Here is a 20,050-nt window from a genome sequence, read left to right on the forward strand (position 1 = left end):
AGCCGAGGTGTCCCGAGGGGCGACCGCTCGATAGCAAGGTGCTGGAGGATCCGTGGACCTGTCCCTGTCGACCCGTACCGTCGGCGATCGTACGGTCGTCGAGGTCGGTGGCGAAATCGACGTATATACCGCGCCCAAGCTGCGCGAGCAGCTGGTCGAGCTGGTGAACGACGGGAATTTCCACCTCGTCGTCGACATGGAGGGCGTGGACTTCCTCGACTCCACCGGACTCGGCGTGCTGGTCGGCGGCCTGAAGCGAGTGCGTGCCCATGAGGGCTCGCTGCGCCTGGTCTGCAACCAGGAGCGCATTTTGAAGATCTTCCGCATCACCGGTCTGACCAAGGTGTTTCCGATCCACACCTCGGTCGAAGAAGCGGTGGCGGCCACCGACTGACCCACCGGTCCCGGGCCCTGTGCCCGGGTCGGGCCGAAGTTCGGTGGCAGTGAAGACAGAGCTTCGGCAGAAGTGAAGAAGTGCGGGGGTCCGGGCTTCGGCGGCCCGGCCCCCCGACAGCACGCCCGTAGTTCTGAGGGGGATGCATGGCCATCGTCGAACTCCGTTTCAGCGCGCTGCCCGAGCACGTCAGGACCGCCCGACTGGTGGCGGCAGCGGTGGCGCGAAGGGCCGGAGTGGACGAGGCCGTCCTCGACGAGGTCAGGCTCGCCGTCGGTGAGGCCTGCTCCCGTGCCGTCGGACTGCACCGCAACAGCGGTGTCAGCGAGCCGGTGAAGGTGGTGCTGATCGAGGAGGAGAAACAGTTCTCCATCGAGGTCGGCGACGAGGCGCCGCATGCGGCCCCCGGTGATCGGGCGCCCGGCGACCCGGTCGACGACATCGAGGTCGAGGAGGACGACATGGGCCTCGCGGTCATCAGTGGTCTCGTCGACGACGTCGAGGTCACCACCGGGGAACACGGCGGACAGATCCGTATGACCTGGCCGACCACTCCGTCGGCCCCCGTTCTGGCCTGACGCCACCCCCTCGTACCACCCGAAAGGCCCTGCTCAGCAGGGCCTTTTCGCGTTTATAAGATCGACACGCCGAATTCGTGAAGGAATTCACGATCAATGCCTGATAATTTGATCAAGCATCAATGTGCACGTCAATGCTTTCAAGGCGTTACCACTTTCGGGTTCACTGGTGGGTATGGGAAGGCTAATTCCGTTTACCGCCACCTGTTTTGATCAGGTTCCGGTACCTACAATCCGTCCACATCTTGAGCTCAGCCCAAGCGTCAAGGAGGACGAATGGCGGGGCTTTCTACCCCTCATCAGTTGGATCAGCACACAACCCTCGCAGCCGCAGTACTGACCGACGACAACCGCGTCCTCGTGATGGTCATCGGCCTGGTCGCGCTGGCAGCGCTGGTCGTCGCGGGCGTTCTGTTGCGCCAGGTGCTCGCGGCGGGCGAGGGCACCGACAGCATGAAGAAGATCGCGGCGGCGATCCAGGAAGGCGCGAACGCCTATCTGACCCGGCAGTTGCGCACGGTCGGAGTATTCGCCGTGGTCGTGTTCTTCCTGCTCCTGCTGCTGCCCGCGGACGACTGGAGTCAGCGTGCCGGGCGGTCAGTGTTCTTCTTGATCGGCGCGGCGTTCTCGGCGGCCACCGGCTATATCGGCATGTGGCTTGCCGTGCGCAGCAATGTGCGGGTCGCCGCGGCGGCCCGGGAAGCGACCCCGGCGGAGGGCGAGCCGGAAAAGGATCTCATCACCGTCTCGCACACAGCGATGAAGATCGCTTTCCGTACGGGCGGCGTCGTCGGCATGTTCACGGTGGGGCTCGGTCTGCTGGGCGCCTCCTGTGTGGTGCTGGTGTACGCGGCCGACGCGCCGAAGGTGCTCGAGGGATTCGGTCTCGGGGCCGCCCTGATCGCCATGTTCATGCGTGTCGGCGGCGGCATCTTCACCAAGGCCGCCGACGTCGGCGCCGACCTGGTCGGCAAGGTCGAGCAGGGCATTCCGGAGGACGATCCGCGCAATGCCGCGACCATCGCCGACAACGTGGGCGACAACGTCGGCGACTGCGCGGGCATGGCGGCCGACCTCTTCGAGTCGTACGCCGTGACCCTGGTCGCCGCGCTGATCCTCGGCAAGGTGGCCTTCGGCGACGCCGGTCTTGCGTTCCCGCTGCTCGTTCCGGCGATCGGCGTGATCACCGCGATGATCGGCATCTTCGCCGTGTCCCCGCGCCGGACGGACCGCAGCGGCATGAGCGCGATCAACCGCGGCTTCTTCATCTCCGCTGTGATCTCACTCGCACTGGTCGCCCTGGCCGTCTTCATCTACCTCCCCGGCAAGTACGCCGACCTCGACGGCGTCACCGACGCGGCGATCAGCGGCAAGAACGGCGACCCGCGGATCCTCGCGCTGGTCGCGGTGGCGATCGGCATCCTGCTCGCGGCCGTCATCCAGCAGCTGACCGGGTATTTCACCGAGACCACCCGCCGCCCGGTCAGGGACATCGGCAAGACCTCGCTGACCGGCCCGGCCACCGTCGTCCTCGCCGGTATCTCCGTCGGTCTCGAGTCGGCCGTCTACACCGCCCTGCTGATCGGCCTCGGCGTGTACGGGGCGTTCCTGCTCGGCGGTACGTCGATCATGCTGGCGCTGTTCGCCGTGGCCCTCGCCGGAACCGGCCTGCTCACCACGGTCGGCGTGATCGTCGCCATGGACACCTTCGGCCCGGTCTCCGACAACGCGCAGGGCATCGCCGAGATGTCCGGCGACGTCGAGGGCGCCGGCGCGCAGGTGCTCACCAACCTGGACGCCGTCGGCAACACCACCAAGGCCATCACCAAGGGCATCGCCATCGCCACCGCCGTGCTGGCGGCGTCGGCGCTCTTCGGGTCGTACCGGGACGCGATCACGACCGGCGCGCAGGACGTCGGCGAGAAGCTCTCCGGAGCGGGCGCGCCGATGAGCCTGATGATGGACATCTCGCAGCCCAACAACCTCGTCGGCCTCATCGCGGGCGCGGCGGTCGTCTTCCTCTTCTCGGGGCTGGCGATCAACGCCGTGTCGCGGTCGGCGGGTTCCGTGGTGTTCGAGGTGCGGCGGCAGTTCCGCGAGAAGCCCGGGATCATGGACTACAGCGAGACGCCCGAGTACGGCAAGGTCGTCGACATCTGTACCAAGGACGCCCTGCGTGAGCTCGCCACCCCAGGTCTGCTCGCCGTCATGGCGCCCATCTTCATCGGCTTCACACTCGGCGTCGGAGCGCTGGGCGCGTACCTCGCGGGCGCGATCGGCGCGGGCACGCTGATGGCGGTGTTCCTCGCGAACTCCGGTGGCGCCTGGGACAACGCCAAGAAGCTCGTGGAGGACGGTCACCACGGCGGCAAGGGCAGCGAGGCCCACGCCGCGACGGTGATCGGCGACACCGTCGGCGACCCCTTCAAGGACACCGCGGGGCCCGCGATCAACCCGCTGCTGAAGGTCATGAACCTGGTGGCCCTGCTCATCGCGCCCGCGGTGATCAAGTTCAGCTACGGCGACGACAAGAGCATCGGGGTACGGGTCACGGTCGCGGTCCTCTCGCTCCTGGTGATCGTCGGCGCGGTCTACGTATCCAAGCGGCGCGGCATCGCCGTGGGTGACGAAGACAACGCCGAGCGGGTGGCCAACTCGGCCGATCCGGCGGTGGTTTCGTAGATCACCGTCACGAGCCCCAGCTCACGGGGCGGGCGGGAGGCGCGCATGTCGCGTCGTCCGCCCGCCCTGTCCGCGTTCGCGCCCGCATCGTGACCCTTCTCTCGCATGGTGCAAATGGTCGTAAGAACTTACAAACCAGCCATCTTTCACACGACTGCCACCCCCATGCCGTGTATGTTCCGGGGCCGAGAGCCATGGAAGGGACCGATCCGGTGAACAAGAAGCTCGCGGCCGCACTGTCCGGCGGTGCGGTACTGGTAGTGGCGCTGACGGGATGCACCAGCGGCGACGACGGCAACAAGGAACTCGACGCCTGGGCCAAGCAGGTCTGCGACGCGCTGCCCGCGCAGGACACGAAGGTCGACGCGGCCAACGAGGCGATCAAGCAGGCCGCCACGGACAACAAGTCGCCCAAGGCCGTCCAGGAGACCGACTCGCAGGCTTTCCAGGACATGTCCGACGCGTACAAGGCGCTCGCCACCGCCGTCCAGCAGGCCGGGCCGCCCCCCGGTGTCGAGACGGGCGACAAGAAGCAGCAGGGAGCCGTCAAGGCGCTCAACGCCCTCTCCACGTCGTACGCCGACCTGAAGAAGCAGGTGGACGCGCTCGACACCAAGGACCAGGGGAAGTTCGCGGACGGCCTGCAGGACGTCGCGACCGAGCTCGGGAAGCTCAGCAAGAGCAGCAACACCGCGCTGAAGAACCTGGAGCAGGGCGACGTGAAGTCGGCGATGGCCAAGCAGCCCAGCTGCAAGAAGGTCGCCGCCTCCGGATCGGCCAACGCGACCCAGGGCTGATTCCGCCCGCCCGGCCGGTCGCGGGACACAATGGGGGGCGTGAGTAACGCCACCCAGTCCCCCCTGCCCTCCTCCGACCGCCCCGACGTCGCCGCGCGGCTGCGGGACGCCCTGCTCGGGGCCTCCTTCACCGCGGACGGCCTCCTCGAGCTGCTCGGCGCCCCCGCGTACGCGGCCCTCGCCCGCAGCGAGACCGTCCCCGCCCTGCGGGCGACGCGCGGGGACACGCCGCTGGAGGCCCTCGTCCGGCTTTTCCTGCTCCAGCAGCCCGTGCCGCACGCGCGCGTGGAGGGCGTTCTGCCCGTCGACGTGTGCGTGGAGAGTGGGTGGCTGGTGCGCGTCGGCGGCGACGAGCTCGCCGCGACCGTGGACGTGCGGCCGTACGGCGGACCCGACGGCGAGGACTGGTTCATCGTGTCCGACCTCGGGTGCGCCGTCGGCGGCGCCGGGGGCATCGGCAGTCGCGACGAGGGGGTTGTCCTGGGCGTGGGCGGTGCCTCCACCACCCTGGCCGGCATCACCGTGCGTACGCCCGTCTCCTGCGCCCTCGACCTCGGCACCGGCTCCGGGATCCAGGCGCTGCACGCCGTGCAGCACGCCACGCGCGTGACGGCGACCGACCTCAACCCGCGCGCGCTGCACATCACCGCGCTCACGCTGGCGCTGTCCGGCGCCTCGGACGCGGACCTGCGCGAGGGCTCCCTCTTCGAGCCGGTCGGCGACGACGAGACGTTCGACCTGATCGTGTCGAACCCGCCCTTCGTGATCTCGCCGGGCGCCCGGCTCACCTACCGCGACGGCGGGATGGGCGGGGACGATCTGTGCCGCACGCTCGTTCAGCAGTCGGGGGAGCGGCTCAACGAGGGCGGGTTCGCGCAGTTCCTCGCCAACTGGCAGCACGTGGAGGGGGAGGACTGGCAGGACAGGCTCAGGGCGTGGGTGCCGCGCGGGTGCGACGCGTGGATCGTGCAGCGCGAGGTGCAGGACGTATCGCAGTACGCCGAACTGTGGCTCAGGGACGCCGGCGACCACCGCGGTGACCAGGCCGAGTACCAGACGCGGTACGACGCGTGGCTGGACGAGTTCGAGGCGCGCAAGGTGAGGGCCGTCGGCTTTGGCTGGATCACCCTGCGCAGGACGGCCGCCGCCGAGCCCGTCATCACGGTGGAGGAGTGGCCGCACTCGGTCGAACAGCCCCTCGGCGACACGGTCCGGGCGCACTTCGACCGCCTCGACTACCTGCGCGCGCACGACGACGCGGCCCTGCTTGAGGGGCACTTCAGGCTCGCCGCCGAGATCGTGCAGGAACAGGTCGGCCTGCCCGGCGCCGAGGACCCGGAGCACGTCGTGCTGCGCCAGCACCGCGGCATGCGCCGGGCGACCAAGGTAGACACGGTCGGCGCGGGGTTCGCGGGTGTCTGCGACGGCTCGCTGAGCGCGGGGCGCATCCTGGACGCGATCGCCCAACTGGTGGGCGAGGACCCGGTGATGCTGCGCGACCGCACGCCCGCGCAGATCCGGCTGCTCGTGGAACAGGGCTTTCTGGACCCGGCCTGAGCCCGACGGACGTCCGGCCCGGGGCCTGCGTGCGTCACGCCTGGGCCGTGTCGTCGCTTCCGTGACCCAAGTGCCCGACCTGACAGGATTTACCCGGAAAAGGGCTCCTGTCAGTGGTGGGTGCGAAGCTACCTTCGAGGGACAAACCTCGCGCGTTCTCGGGGGAGGCGCGCTGTCTCGGGGGAGGCGCGATGGTGGGGGAGACGCCGGACCAGGGTGAGGGCCGGATCATCAACGGGCGGTACCGGCTGCTCAGGACACTCGGAGCGGGCGGCATGGGCCGCGTCTGGCTCGCTTACGACCAGGAGTTGGCCTGCCAGGTCGCCGTGAAGGAGATCGCGCTGTCGGACGTGCCGACGGACGCGGGCGAGCCGGCCCCGGGGGTCCCCCCGCTCGAGCGAAGCCGAGAGTGGGGCAGGATCGCGCGGGCTCGTAGCGAGGCGCGGCACGCGGCACGGCTGCGCGCCCACCCGCACGTGGCGACGGTTCACGACGTGGTGGTGCACGAGGGCCTGCCGTGGATCGTCATGGAGTACGTGCCGGACGCGGTCGACCTCCAGGCGGTCGTACGGCGGTCAGGTCCGCTGCCGCCCGATCAGGTGGCCCGCGTCGGGCTCGCCGTCCTCGACGCGCTCACCGCAGGGCACCGCATCGGCATCCTCCACCGGGACGTGAAGCCGGCCAACATCCTGCTCGCTCCGGATGCTTCGGGCGACGCCTGCGCGCGCGTGCTGCTCACCGACTACGGCATCGCGCTCCAGCCCGAGTCCCGTGAGCCCCGGCTCACGGCCACCGCCGGCATCCTCGGCACGCCCGGCTACCTCGCCCCGGAGCGGGCCCGCGGTGAGCCGCCCACCCCGGCCGCCGACCTGTTCTCCCTGGGCGCCACCCTGTACTCCGCCGTCGAGGGACGCGGCCCCTTCGACCGCCCCGGCGAGTACGCGACCCTCACCGCCCTGCTCGGCGAGGACCCGACGCCACCGACCCGCGCGGGTGAACTGACGCCGGTGCTGATGGGATTGCTCGTCAAGGACCCTGTGCGGAGGTTCTCTCCGGAGACGGTGGCCAGGGGGCTGGAGCGGATCCTGCGGGGCTCCGGGCCCACAGGGGCGCCCGCAGGCGGCTTCGGCCCGCCACCCGAGGGCTTCGGCACGCTCGCGGTGGGGGTGGCGGGGGTGCCGCCGGGATACATCGCCGGCACACCGCCGGGCGCGCCCCCGACACCGAACACCCCGCAGACTCCGCTCACTCCGCCCGGTGGGCCGGGGCTGTCAGAAGCCGGGAGCGGTGGCGGTCCCGGCCAGGGCGATCCCTACGCGCAGACGGTCGGTCCCTTCGCGGCCCCCGTCAGCCAGTCACCTCCCCCGGGGAGCCTGCCTCCGCCGCCGTACCCGGGAAGCGGGAGCCCGCCGCCGTACGGGGGCGGCGGGGCCCCACTGCCCCCGTACGGGAAAGACGGTCCCGGCAGGAAGAAGCGGCTCGCTCTCGTCGCTCTCGTCGTGGCGGCCGTGCTCGTGGCCGTGGGTGGTACCTGGGCGGCGGTGTCTCTGACCGGCGGAGACGGCGCCGGCGGCGAGGACGCCACGACGAAGAAGTCGGCTTCCCCGAGTGCGTCGCAGTCGTCGACCGGGCCGGTGTACCCGTACGGCGAGGTCGTGGGGCTCACCGAGCCGCTGGAGACCGGGGACTGCGTGAAGGCGGTCTGGTCGGGGACGCCGTTCAGGTCGGTGCCGAACCTGGGCGTGGTGGACTGTGTCGACGACTGGCCGGACGGACAGGTGGTGGCGGTCGACACGGCCATCGACCATGCGGACGCCCGCGCCCGGGGTGCCAAGCGGTGCGAGAGCCAGAGCAGGGCCGTCGTGGACGCGTTGCCCGACGCGGACGGCTATGCCGTCGTGCCGACGAGGGAGGGCTTCACCGCGGCCAACAGCGGCACAGCCTGTCTCGTCCTCGGACGTCATGCCGCGATAGGCGGCGAGGTGGGCCGCTTCCGTGACGCGGGCATGAGCCTCTGGGTGGGGCAGATGAGCATCGGCGACTGCTGGGTCTACGAGGAGCTGGAGGAGGGGTACAAGGCACCGCTCACGGACTGCGCCAAACCGCACACCGATCAAGTGATCGGAACCGTTCAGGCTCCCGACAAAATGAGCTACAAGAAGGGCGCCGACAATGCGACCAAGTTGTGCGGCAACAAGTTCGAGTCGACCTGGGCGCCCGGTTCGGAGCGCCTCGTGATCGGTTGGGTGACCGATGCGGACGACTGGAAGGCGGGTTTCACGAAGATCGTGTGCACGGTCAGTCAGGTCGAAAACAAGAAGACGACCGGAAAGATACCCACGCCCGGCTCCGTCTGAGACGGGCCGGGACACGGGCGGGTCGGGTCAGTGGCGCCGTCATCCCTCCGTTCACCTCCGGTTCGCCTGGGCGCCGTCCGCGCGTGTCAGCCTCCCGGGGCGAGCGCGCGTGGGGCGGATGCCGAGGGGGTGCGGACGATCATGGAGAGCGGACCGGCGATCTTCGCAGGAGTGGTGTTCGCCCTGTTCGGGGGCGGGCTGCTGGTGTGGACCGCGACCCGCGTGCGGCATCGCGAGCCCGTGGCCCTCGGTGTGAGCCCCGTCGCATCGGCGACCCTCGCCACCCTTGCCTCGGTGGCTTCGCTGGCTCTCGGCGCGTGGTGCTTCACCCGCCTTTGAGGAACGGGCCGGTGGCCCCGGGAGGGGTTTCTCGAACCGGGAACCGGAGACTGCGTCCGTAATTGAGAGGTCACGCTCCGGATGGGCCGGAAAGACCTGGTGGGCACTCCGGGCGGCAGGAATGGCGGTAGTCGGGTTACCGTTCGAGTGGCCGTTGTGGGCTTTTCCCGTTTGACACGGGGGCGGGATGTACCGTCACACTCCGCAGCGTCACCACGACCCAGCCCCGGGACGAAACCCGGGGAGCCCCAGCGTCGACCGGAGAGAAGAGCGAAGTTGTCCCCCACCAGCGAGACCGCGAAGGGCGGCCGCCGACTCGTCATCGTCGAGTCGCCTGCCAAGGCGAAGACGATCAAGGGCTACCTCGGCCCCGGCTACATCGTCGAGGCGAGTGTGGGGCACATCCGCGACCTTCCGAACGGCGCCGCAGAGGTGCCCGAGAAGTACACCGGCGAGGTCCGCCGCCTCGGTGTGGACGTCGACCATGACTTCGAGCCGATCTATGTCGTCAACGCCGACAAGAGGGCCCAGGTCAAGAAGCTCAAGGATCTGCTGAAGGACTCCGACGAGCTCTTCCTCGCCACCGATGAGGACCGCGAGGGCGAGGCCATCGCGTGGCACCTTCTGGAGGTCCTGAAGCCCAAGGTGCCGGTCAAGCGGATGGTCTTCCACGAGATCACCAAGGACGCGATCCGCGAGGCCGTCGCCAACCCGCGCGACCTCAACCAGCGCATGGTCGACGCCCAGGAGACCCGCCGCATCCTCGACCGCCTCTACGGCTACGAGGTCTCGCCGGTCCTGTGGAAGAAGGTCATGCCGCGGCTGTCCGCCGGTCGCGTCCAGTCCGTGGCCACCCGGCTCGTGGTCGAGCGGGAACGCGAGCGCATCGCGTTTCGTTCCGCTGAGTACTGGGACCTGACAGGCACCTTCGGTACCGGCCGCGCCGGGGACCCGTCGGACCCCTCGTCGCTGGTCGCCCGCCTCCAGACCGTCGACGGCAGGCGGGTCGCGCAGGGCCGCGACTTCGACTCCCTGGGACAACTCAAGAGCGCGAACACCCTCCACCTCGACGAGGCGAACGCCCGCGCCCTCGCCGCCGCCCTGGAGAACACCCGGTTCTCGGTGCGGTCCGTCGAGTCGAAGCCGTACCGCCGCTCGCCGTACGCCCCGTTCCGTACGACGACCCTGCAGCAGGAGGCCAGCCGCAAGCTCGGCTTCGGTGCGAAGGCCACCATGCAGGTCGCGCAGAAGCTGTACGAGAACGGCTACATCACGTACATGCGTACGGACTCCACGACGCTGAGCGACACCGCCGTGGCCGCCGCCCGCGCCCAGGTCACGCAGCTGTACGGCGCCGACTACCTGCCGGCCCAGCCCCGCACGTACGCCGGGAAGGTCAAGAACGCGCAGGAGGCGCACGAAGCGATCCGCCCTTCGGGTGATCGTTTCCGCACGCCTGCCGAGACCGGTCTGACCGGCGACCAGTTCAAGCTCTACGAGCTGATCTGGAAGCGGACCGTGGCCTCCCAGATGAAGGACGCGACCGGCAACAGCGTCACGGTGAAGATCGGTGGCACCGCCGCCGACGGCCGGGACGTGGAGTTCAGCGCGTCCGGCAAGACGATCACCTTCCACGGCTTCCTGAAGGCGTACGTCGAGGGCGCCGACGACCCGAACGCCGAGCTCGACGACCGCGAGCGCCGCCTGCCCCAGGTCAACGAGGGCGACGCGCTCAGCGCCGACGAGATCACGGTCGACGGGCACGCCACCAAGCCCCCGGCCCGTTACACCGAGGCCAGCCTGGTCAAGGAGCTCGAAGAGCGCGAGATCGGCCGCCCGTCGACGTACGCGTCGATCATCGGCACGATCCTGGACCGCGGGTACGTCTTCAAGAAGGGCACCGCCCTCGTGCCGTCCTTCCTGAGCTTCGCCGTGGTCAACCTCCTGGAGAAGCACTTCGGGCGGCTCGTCGACTACGACTTCACCGCCAGGATGGAGGACGACCTCGACCGCATCGCCCGCGGTGAGGCGCGGGCCGTGCCGTGGCTGAAGCGGTTCTACTTCGGTGAGGGCAGTGGCGAGGGCGCCGCCGCCGACGCCGGCAACGGCGACGGGGACCACCTCGGCGGCCTCAAGGAACTGGTGACGGACCTGGGCGCGATCGACGCGCGCGAGGTGTCGTCGTTCCCCGTCGGCAACGACATCGTGCTGCGGGTCGGGCGCTACGGCCCCTACATCGAGCGCGGCGAGAAGGACTCCGACAACCACCAGCGTGCGGACATCCCCGAGGACCTGGCGCCCGACGAGCTGGACATCGAACTCGCGGAGGAGCTGCTGGCCAAGCCGAGCGGCGACTTCGAACTGGGCGCCGACCCGGAGACCGGCCACCAGATCATCGCCAAGGACGGTCGCTACGGCCCGTACGTCACCGAGGTGCTCCCCGAGGGCACCCCGAAGACGGGCAAGAACGCCGTCAAGCCGCGCACGGCCTCCCTGTTCAAGTCGATGTCCCTGGACACGGTGACGCTCGAGGACGCGCTGAAGCTGATGTCGCTGCCGCGCGTCGTCGGCACGGACGCGGACGGCGTGGAGATCACCGCGCAGAACGGCCGCTACGGCCCGTACCTGAAGAAGGGCACGGACTCGCGGTCCCTGCAGTCCGAGGACCAGCTCTTCACGATCACGCTGGAGGAAGCGCAGGCGATCTACGCCCAGCCCAAGCAGCGTGGCCGCGCCGCCGCCAAGCCGCCGCTGAAGGAGCTGGGCGCCGACCCGGTCAGCGGCAAGCCGGTCGTCGTCAAGGACGGTCGCTTCGGGCCGTACGTGACCGACGGGGAGACCAACGCGACCCTGCGCTCCGGCGACAGCGTCGAGACGATCACCCCGGAGCGTGGTTTCGAACTGCTCGCCGAGAAGCGGGCCAAGGGCCCCGTGAAGAAGACGGCGAAGAAGGCGCCCGCGAAGAAGGCCCCGGCCAAGAAGGCGACGGCCGCTAAGAAGACCGCGGCGAAGAAGACCACAACCGCGAAGACGACGACGGCGACGAAGAAGACGGCCGCAAAGAAGGCCACGGCTGCGAAGGCGGCCGGGGCCGCGGAGGACTGAGCCGCTCGGCGCCGCGCTTCCTGCACCGCACTTTGCGCACCGCCGCTTTCTCGCCGCACTTTCTCCACCGCGGCTTCGCAAAAAGAACGCCCCGGCATCACTTTGGTGTCGGGGCGTGCGCACGTCAGGACGGGCTCCACGCGCTGTCGGTGCTGCCCGATAGGCTGAATGCATGACGCGAGCCGAGCAGCCTACGGCCCACAACCCGGCCCCAGACGACGCCCTGGTAGCGGACTCCCGCGAGCGCGCCGTTCGCGCCCTGCTGCGCCAACCTCAGCTCAAGCGGCTGTGGAGCGCCCAACTCGTGGGCGGCATCGGTGACGCCCTCGGGCTGCTGGTGCTGGTCCTCCTCGCCCTCCAGGCGGCCATCGCCGAGGGCTCGTTCGGGGGCGGCTATCGAGGCGTGGCGTTCGCAGTGGCGACCGTCTTCGGGGTGCGAGTCCTCGCCACGCTGCTCTTCGGAGCCGTGCTCCTGGGACCGCTCACCTCGCTCACCTCCCAAGAGGGCCCGCTCGACCGCCGCTGGACCATGGTCGGCGCGGACGGCGTGCGCGCGGCGCTGCTGATCATCGCGCCGCTGTGGATCGACTGGACGCCGGACGACGCGCTGGCCTTCCTCCTCGTCACCGCCTTCGTGGCCGGTGTCGCCGAACGCTTCGGGACGGTGGCCCGTGAGAGCGCCGCCCCCGCGCTGCTGCCCGCCCCGCCCCCGGAGGGCGCGACGGTACGGCCGCTGCCGGACCACATGGACGCGCTGCGCCGCCTGTCCCTGCGTACGAGCTTCGCGGCGATCCCCCTCGCGGCCGCCGCGCTCGTCGTCGCGGCGCTGATCAACAATCTGCTCGGCGCGGGAATCGACTGGTTCGACCAGCACCAGGCCGCCCTCGGCTCGTACGTGGCGGCGGGGCTCTTCGCCGCCTCCCTGTCCGTGCTGACCTTCCTGGAACTGCCCGACACGCGCACCCCGCGCGCGCGGTCGCCGCTGGAGGGCCTGCGCCGTCCCAAGACCGGCTCGGGCGTCGACAAGGGCCGCACGGGTGCGATCCCGCTGCTCGTGCTCGCCTGCGCTGCCGTCGCCGGGTCCATCGCCGCCGCCGTCGCCGTGTCGGTGCTGCACGCCAAGGACCTGGGCGGCGGCCCGGTGCTGTACGGGCTGCTGGTGCTCGCGCTGACCGGCGGCGTCGTGGTCGGCATCCGTACGGCGCCCGCCCTGCTGCCCGCTCTGTCCCGCCGCCGGCTGCTGGCGCTGTTGATCGCCTTCACCGGCGTCGCCCTGCTGGCCGCCGGACTCGTCCCGGACGTCACCACGGTGCTGCTCATCGACGCGCTGGCCGGCGTCGGCGCGGGCATGGCCGCCAACATCGGGCACACGCTCCTCGACCAGGAGGCCGAGGACTTCCGCCGCCCGCGCACGACCGAGCACCTGCACGCGGTCGTACGGGTCTCCGTGGCCCTCTGCGCGCTCCTGGCGCCCGTGGTGGCGGGGGGCATCGGCCCGCACCGCCTGGAGAACGGCAAGTTCGTCTTCGCGCACGGCGGAGCCGCGTTCACGCTGATGCTGGTCGGCGCGCTGCTGCTGCCCGTGGCCGCGCTGGTGCTGGCCAAGGTCGACGACCGCTCCGGGGTGCCGCTGCGGCACGACCTGCGGGACGCGCTGCTGCGCGGCGACGACCCGGCGCAGGCCCCCGCCGCCACCGGTTTCTTCATCGCCCTGGAGGGCGGCGACGGCGCCGGGAAGTCCACGCAGGCTGAGGCGCTGGCCGAGTGGATCCGGGGCAAGGGCCACGAGGTCGTGCTCACGCGCGAGCCGGGAGCCACTCCCGTGGGCAAGCGGCTGCGGTCGATCCTGCTGGACGTGTCGAGCGCGGGCCTCTCGCACCGCGCGGAGGCACTGCTGTACGCGGCGGACCGCGCGGAACACGTCGACACGGTGGTGCGGCCCGCGCTGGAACGCGGCGCGGTCGTGATCTCCGACCGGTACATCGACTCGTCCGTGGCCTACCAGGGCGCGGGCCGTGACCTGTCCCCGACCGAGATCGCGCGGATCTCGCGCTGGGCGACCAACGGCCTCGTGCCGCACCTGACCGTGCTGCTGGACGTCTCGCCGGAGACGGCCCGCGAGCGCTTCACCGAGGCGCCCGACCGGCTGGAGTCCGAGCCCGCCGAGTTCCACGCGCGCGTACGGTCCGGTTTCCTGACGCTGGCCGCCGCCGACCCCGGCCGCTACATGGTCGTCGACGCCGGGCAGGAGCCGGAGTCCGTGACGACGGTGGTCCGCCACCGCCTCGACCAGATGCTGCCGCTGTCCGAGGCCGAGGTGAAGGCCCAGGAGGAGGCCCGCCGCAAGGCCGAGGAGGAAGCGCGCCGGAAGGCCGAGGAGGAGGCCGCCCGCAAGGCCGAGGAGGAGCGCCTGGAGCGCGAGCGCCAGGAGCAGCTCGCGCGGTTGCGTGCCGAGGAGGAGGAGCGCAAGCGGCGCGAGCTGGAGGAGGCGCAGCGGCGCGAGGCCGAACGGCAGGCGGAGGAGGCCCGGCAGCGGGCCGAGGAAGCACGCAGGCGCGCCGAGGAGGAGCGGGCCCGGCTCCTCGCCGAGGAGAAGGCCCGAGCCGAGGAGGAGGCCCGCCGCAAGGCGGACGAGGAGCGGCGCCGCAAGCAGGCCGAGGAGGAGGCCCGGCTGCGGGCCGAGGCCGAGGCGCTGCGCCTGGAGAAGCAGCGGAAGGCCGAGGAGGCGCTGCTGCGCGCCGAGGAGGCACGCCGGGCTGCCGAGCAGGCCTCTGCGGCCGCGCAGGCCGGTCCGCGGCCGACGGCGCCCGCCGCTTCCACCGCACCAGCCGCACCAGCGGTTCCGTCGGACGCGGCGACCGTGCCGACGCCGGTCGTGACCCCGACGAACGCGTCGGGTGGGCCGGCGGAGGACACGGCGGTGCTGCGGCCGGTACGGGACGGGAAGGGGGCGGACCGGGAACAGGCCCCCGGTGGGCCCGATTCCGAGGTCACCGCGGAGCTGCCGCAGCCGCCGGTGCCGGGGGCGGCGGACGAGACGGCGGTGCTGCCGCCGGTGCCGCCGGGGGCCGCGGACGAGACCGCTGTGCTGCCGCCCGTGCCGCCGGGGGCGGCCGATGAGACGGCCGTCTTGCCGCCCGTACGGGGGGATGATCCCGCTGACCGGGTGCCGCCGGGGTTCTTCCGCGACGAGCGGGCCGGGGCCGGGCCGGACGGATCCGACGACCGCACGCGGGAGCTGCCGCAGGTCGACGAGGACGGTGCGCCCAGGCGACGGTCTCGGCCCGACTGGGCGGAGGAGACGCCGTTGGACGATCTGCCGACGTTGGCGGATGAGCTGCTCGGCCCGCGCGGGGACGAGGAAGGGTTCGGCGGCGACGACCGGGGCGGGCGTGGTCGTGGTCGGGGGCGGCGGGGCTGAGCTCGGTCCGGGGCGCAGCTACGTCACAGGTCGTGGCGCCCGTTGTCAGTCGTTCCCCGCACAATGGATCCCGCAGCGCGAAGTGTGACGAAAGGGCGGGGTGAGGCGGGATGACCGTCTGGGACGACCTGGTGGGGCAGGAGAAGGTGAGCGAGCAGCTCGATGCCGCCGCTCGGGATGCCGATGCCCTGGTCACCGCGGCCGGTGCGAACACACCACCGCCGGAGGCGTCGAAGATGACGCACGCCTGGCTGTTCACGGGGCCGCCCGGTGCGGGGCGGACGCAGGTGGCGAGGGCGTTCGCGGCCGCGCTGCAGTGCGTGAGCCCCGACCGCGCGCTCGGCGGCTCCCCGGGCTGCGGCTTCTGCGACGGCTGCCACACGGCGCTCGTGGGCACCCACGCCGACGTCACCACGGTCGCCGCGGTCGGCACGCAGATCCTCGCCGAGGACATGCGCGACACCGTCCGCAAGTCGTTCACCTCGCCGGCCACCGGCCGCTGGCAGATCATCTTCGTCGAGGACGCCGAGCGGCTGAACGAGAAGTCCGCCAACGCCGTGCTCAAGGCGGTCGAGGAACCCGCCCCCCGCACCGTGTGGCTGCTGTGCGCCCCCTCCATCGAGGACGTCCTGCCCACCATCCGCTCCCGCTGCCGCCACCTGAACCTGCGTACGCCCTCCGTCGAGGCCGTCGCCGACATGCTCGTCCGGCGCGAGGGCATCGAGCCCGAGGTCGCCGCGTCCGCGGCCCGCGCCACGCAGGGCCACGTCGACCGGGCCCGCCGCCTCGCCACCGACCCGGCCGCCCGCGCCCGCCGCGCCGCCGTGCTGAAGCTGCCGCTGCGCGTCGAGGACGTCGGCGGCTGCCTCAAGGCCGCCCAAGAGCTCGTGGACGCAGCCTCGGAGGACGCAAAGGTCCTCGCCGAGGAGATGGACGGCAAGGAGACCGAGGAGCTCAAGGCGGCGCTGGGCGCGGCCCAGGGCGGCCGGCTGCCGCGCGGTACGGCCGGCGTGATGAAGGACCTGGAGGACAAACAGAAGCGCCGGCGAACCCGTACCCAGCGCGACAGCCTCGATCTCGCCCTCACCGACCTGACCGCCTTCTACCGGGACGTCCTCGCCCTCCAGCTCGGCTCGCGCGTGGCCATCGCCAACGGCGACGCCGAGGACGCCCTGGAGCGGCTCGCCCGCGGCAGCACCCCCGAGTCCACCCTGCGCCGCATCGAGGCGGTCGCCGCCTGCCGCGACGCCCTCGACCGCAACGTGGCCCCGCTGCTGGCGGTGGAGGCCATGACGATGGCGCTCAGAGCAGGCTGAGAAGGCTGAGGGCGACTGGGGGTGACTGGGTGACTGGGAGCGAGAGGGAAGGCGAGGGCGCGGGGAGAGGGCCGGGCGGCACCGGAGCGGAACAGATCACGGCACGTTGACCGCGTAACTCATCCGTGGCAGTTTGCGCACACAGCGCTTTCATTCGGTCGCTCAGAGTTACGCTCGATGGATGTACTTCAGGCGCTCCCCCCGCAGGTTCCGTCCTGGTGTCGCTCTTCTCGGCGCCGCCGCGCTGCTCGTCTCCGCCTGCTCCGCCTCCGGGGCGCCGACGGGTTCCGCCGGTGCGGCCGAGGCGGCGCTGGCCGCGCTGCCGCGTGCCACGCCGTCCGTGCTGTCGCCGTACTACGGGCAACGGCTGAACTGGAGCAGTTGCGGTGTCTCCGGCTTCGAGTGCGCCACGCTGAAGGCGCCGCTCGACTACGCAAGGCCCGACGCGGGGGACGTGAGGCTCGCCGTGGCCCGCAAGAAGGCCACGGGGCCGGGTAAGAAGCTCGGCTCGCTGCTGGTGAACCCGGGCGGGCCGGGTGGCTCGGCGGTCGGTTACCTCCAGCAGTACGCCGGCATCGGCTACCCGGCCGAGGTCCGCGCCCGGTACGACATGGTCGCCGTCGACCCGAGGGGCGTGGCCCGCAGCGAGCCCGTGCAGTGTCTCGACGGGCCGCGGATGGACACGTACACGCAGGTGGACGTGACGCCCGACGACCGGCGGGAGACCGATGCGCTCGTCGCGTCGTACCGGAGGTTCGCGCACGGGTGCGGGGCGGACGCGCCCCGTCTCCTGCGCCATGTGTCGACGGTGGAGGCGGCGCGGGACATGGACGTCCTGCGGGCGGTGCTGGGGGACCGGAAGCTGACCTACGTCGGGGCGTCGTACGGCACGTTCCTCGGGGCGACGTACGCGGGTCTCTTCCCGGACCGCGTGGGACGGCTCGTCCTGGACGGCGCGATGGACCCGTCGCTGCCCGCGCGCCGGCTGAACCTGGATCAGACGAAGGGGTTCGAGACGGCGTTCGCGTCGTTCGCGAGGGACTGCGTGCGGCAGGCCGACTGCCCGCTCGGCGGTGCGGGCGCGACGCCCGGCCAGGTCGGTAAGAACCTCAAGGCCTTCTTCGGAAAGCTGGACGCGCGCCCCCTCCCCACCGGAGACCCGGACGGCCGCACACTCGGCGAGGCCCTGGCCACCACGGGCGTGATCGCGGCGATGTACGACGAGGGCGCATGGGAGCAGCTGCGCGAGGCGCTGACCTCGGCGATGAAGGAGAACGACGGCGCGAGCCTGCTCGCCCTCGCCGACAGCTACTACGAGCGGGACCCCGACGGCCGCTACACCAACCTGATGTTCGCCAACGCGGCGGTGAACTGCCTGGACCTGCCCGCCGCCTTCTCCTCACCCGGGCAGGTACGCGACTCCCTCCCCACCTTCGAGAAGGCTTCCCCGGTCTTCGGCCCGACCCTCGCCTGGTCCACCCTGAACTGTGCGTACTGGCCGGTCGGGCCGACGGGTGAGCCGCACCGCATCGAGGCGAAGGGCGCCGCCCCGATCGTCGTCGTCGGCACCACCCGCGACCCGGCGACCCCGTACCGCTGGGCCCAGTCCCTCGCCGACCAGCTCTCCTCCGGCCGCCTCCTCACCTACGAGGGTGACGGCCACACCGCCTACGGCCGCGGCAGCAACTGCGTCGACACCGCGATCAACACCTACCTCCTGCGCGGCACTCCGCCCCCGACCAACGGAAAGCGCTGCTCATAGCCCCTCCCACCGCCCCCGCAGGGTCGCTCCGGGGGCATGGTCAGAGCGCTCCCGGAAACTGTGTAGACTTACCGACGTTGCTGATCGCACCATAGTGCGGACAGCGCGCCGCCTTAGCTCAGATGGCCAGAGCAACGCACTCGTAATGCGTAGGTCTCGGGTTCGAATCCCGAAGGCGGCTCTTTCTAAGCCCAGCCCAGACAGTGTCTGAGCTGGGCTTTCTCGTTCAGCGGATGCGGCGACGACGTTGTGCGCGTGCTGCGCGGGTGTCAGCGGTCTCAGTTCTGGTCTCAGTGGGGCCCGGATTCGGGACCGGTGGAGGCGACTGCGGCGGCACGAAGAACTCGCCCATCCGCCGCATGGCGTCCTTGGACAGGTGGGACCGGCCCTTGACGTACCGCCGGGTCTGGCTGATCTGTGTGTGCCTCAGGATCTCCATGATCGTGGGCATGTCGACGCCCAGCTCGTTGAGGATCGTGCCGGCGGTGTGACGGCTCCCGTCGTACAGGCGGCGGTCATCGATCCCGGCCTCCTTAAGCAGTTCCTTGAACTCCTCGTAGTCGGCACGCGGGTCCAGTGGTCGACCGTCCGGCCGTGCGAACACCACGTCGTGCTCCTGCCACAGATCCCCGGCGGCCTCCCGTGCCGCTTCCTGCTGGGCCTTGTGGTCGTGCAGGATGGGAACGAAGACGGGCGGGATCGGCACGGCGTTCCAGCTCTTCTTGGTCTTGGGCCGGGTGAAGGTGAGCCCCCCTTCCTTCCGCTCCGGACAGGCGCTCGCATGCTTCGTGCACGTCTTGGCGCATGGCTTCGGGCAGCCACGCTTGTAGCCCTTGTGCGCGGTGCAGTTCGGCGCGCACGGCTCGAAGCGGTGCAGACGCCCCCCACAGGTGTGCGGGTCGTTGCAGCCGTGCCGCCATGTGAGGCGCTGAAGCTGCCACTCGGGGCGGAACAGTTCCGCTTCCAAGTCGACGTACGACCAGCGCAGGCCGAGCGTTTCGCCCTGCCGGAAGCCCATGCCGACACCTACGATCCACCGCATGAAGGTGGGCCGCTTTGCCGCGGCTTCGAGGAACGCTTTCGCCTCCTCCTTGGTGAAGGGATTGGCCTCGGTCTCGTCGATGCTCGGTGGGTCCACGAGCGTGGCGACGTTCTCGCCGACGATGCGGCGGCGGTGGGCGATCTTCAGGGCGCGGGACAGGATGCGGTGCACCTTCACGACGTGTGAGGGAGCGTGGCCAGCGTCAAGCATGGCTCGGTACATCCGCTCCAGGTGTTCAGGCTGCAACTTGTCGATGCGGTGCTTGCCCACGCCGGGGATGATGTCGTTCCGCGTCTTCGACCAGTAGTCATCGAGCGAGCGCGGCTTGAGCTTCAGGCTCGCGATGTCGGTCAGGTAGGTCTCCATCCACCCGGCGACGGTCGGCTTACGGCCCGCTGCGGGTGCTCGCCCTTGGTCCCGTTGGCGTTCGAGCTCCTTCACCTTGCGCTTGATCTCGGCCTCGGTCCGGGCCCGGCGGTGGCGACGGTCGGGGCCGCCGTCACTCTTGACGCCCATCGTCACGCGGCCGTGCCACCAGCCATCGGCGCCGAAGTAGATGGATGACTCCATGTTGGGCTTGCGGGGGCTCATGTGCTCCTCCATGCGGGAGGGGGGGGGGGGGGGGGGGGGGGGGGGGGGGGGGGGGGGGGGGGGGGGGGGGGGGGGGGGGGGGGGGGGGGGGGGGGGGGGGGGGGGGGGG

The 20,050-nt window shown here is 71.0% G+C and carries 12 protein-coding genes and 1 tRNA gene; 12 read left to right on the top strand and 1 reads right to left on the bottom strand.

The features are described from left to right. Positions 1–52 precede the first annotated feature (52 nt). From bldG to AC067M_RS25250, 12 genes are all read left to right on the top strand, one after another. On the top strand, positions 53–394 hold the full coding sequence (gene bldG / locus AC067M_RS25195) for an anti-sigma factor antagonist BldG (RefSeq protein WP_010986038.1): 342 nt from the start codon (positions 53–55) through the stop codon (positions 392–394). 146 nt (positions 395–540) lie between these two features. Further along, entirely contained in the window at positions 541–972 is a 432-nt protein-coding gene (locus AC067M_RS25200; protein ID WP_478699281.1) for an ATP-binding protein, read from the top strand. Between the two features lie 276 nt (positions 973–1,248). After that, positions 1,249–3,654 carry a sodium-translocating pyrophosphatase gene (locus tag AC067M_RS25205; RefSeq protein ID WP_478699282.1) on the top strand — a complete coding sequence of 802 codons (2,406 nt, stop codon included), beginning with the start codon at positions 1,249–1,251 and terminating at the stop codon, positions 3,652–3,654. Positions 3,655–3,848: 194 nt separating this feature from the next. Then, positions 3,849–4,451 carry a small secreted protein gene (locus AC067M_RS25210; RefSeq protein ID WP_478699283.1) on the top strand — a complete coding sequence of 201 codons (603 nt, stop codon included), beginning with the start codon at positions 3,849–3,851 and terminating at the stop codon, positions 4,449–4,451. Positions 4,452–4,490: 39 nt separating this feature from the next. Beyond that, positions 4,491–6,008, top strand: a complete 1,518-nt coding sequence (locus AC067M_RS25215) for a DUF7059 domain-containing protein (protein WP_478699284.1) — start codon at positions 4,491–4,493, stop codon at positions 6,006–6,008. Positions 6,009–6,199: 191 nt separating this feature from the next. Beyond that, positions 6,200–8,365 (top strand): serine/threonine-protein kinase, encoded by a 2,166-nt coding sequence (locus AC067M_RS25220; RefSeq protein WP_478699285.1) that lies wholly within the window; start codon positions 6,200–6,202, stop codon positions 8,363–8,365. A 141-nt stretch (positions 8,366–8,506) separates the two neighbouring features. After that, the gene (locus AC067M_RS25225; RefSeq protein WP_478699286.1) at positions 8,507–8,704 is read left to right on the top strand and encodes a hypothetical protein; all 198 of its coding nucleotides are present in this window, start codon (positions 8,507–8,509) and stop codon (positions 8,702–8,704) included. Between the two features lie 276 nt (positions 8,705–8,980). After that, positions 8,981–11,809 carry a type I DNA topoisomerase gene (topA, locus tag AC067M_RS25230; protein WP_478699287.1) on the top strand — a complete coding sequence of 943 codons (2,829 nt, stop codon included), beginning with the start codon at positions 8,981–8,983 and terminating at the stop codon, positions 11,807–11,809. 172 nt (positions 11,810–11,981) lie between these two features. Beyond that, positions 11,982–15,230, top strand: coding sequence for a dTMP kinase (tmk, locus tag AC067M_RS25235; RefSeq protein WP_478699288.1), 3,249 nt, complete (start codon positions 11,982–11,984; stop codon positions 15,228–15,230). 110 nt (positions 15,231–15,340) lie between these two features. Beyond that, a complete protein-coding gene (locus tag AC067M_RS25240; RefSeq protein WP_478699289.1) occupies positions 15,341–16,546 on the top strand; it encodes a DNA polymerase III subunit delta' in 1,206 nt (401 codons plus the stop codon). Positions 16,547–16,727: 181 nt separating this feature from the next. After that, the gene (locus tag AC067M_RS25245; RefSeq protein ID WP_478699290.1) at positions 16,728–18,308 is read left to right on the top strand and encodes an alpha/beta hydrolase; all 1,581 of its coding nucleotides are present in this window, start codon (positions 16,728–16,730) and stop codon (positions 18,306–18,308) included. A 107-nt stretch (positions 18,309–18,415) separates the two neighbouring features. Then, positions 18,416–18,489 (top strand) — tRNA-Thr (locus tag AC067M_RS25250). A 45-nt stretch (positions 18,490–18,534) separates the two neighbouring features. Here the strand turns inward: AC067M_RS25250 and AC067M_RS25255 are convergent. Then, positions 18,535–19,941 (bottom strand): tyrosine-type recombinase/integrase, encoded by a 1,407-nt coding sequence (locus tag AC067M_RS25255; protein WP_478699291.1) that lies wholly within the window; start codon positions 19,939–19,941, stop codon positions 18,535–18,537. Positions 19,942–20,050: the final 109 nt, after the last annotated feature.

Source organism: Streptomyces sp. NPDC043427, assembly GCF_056436655.1.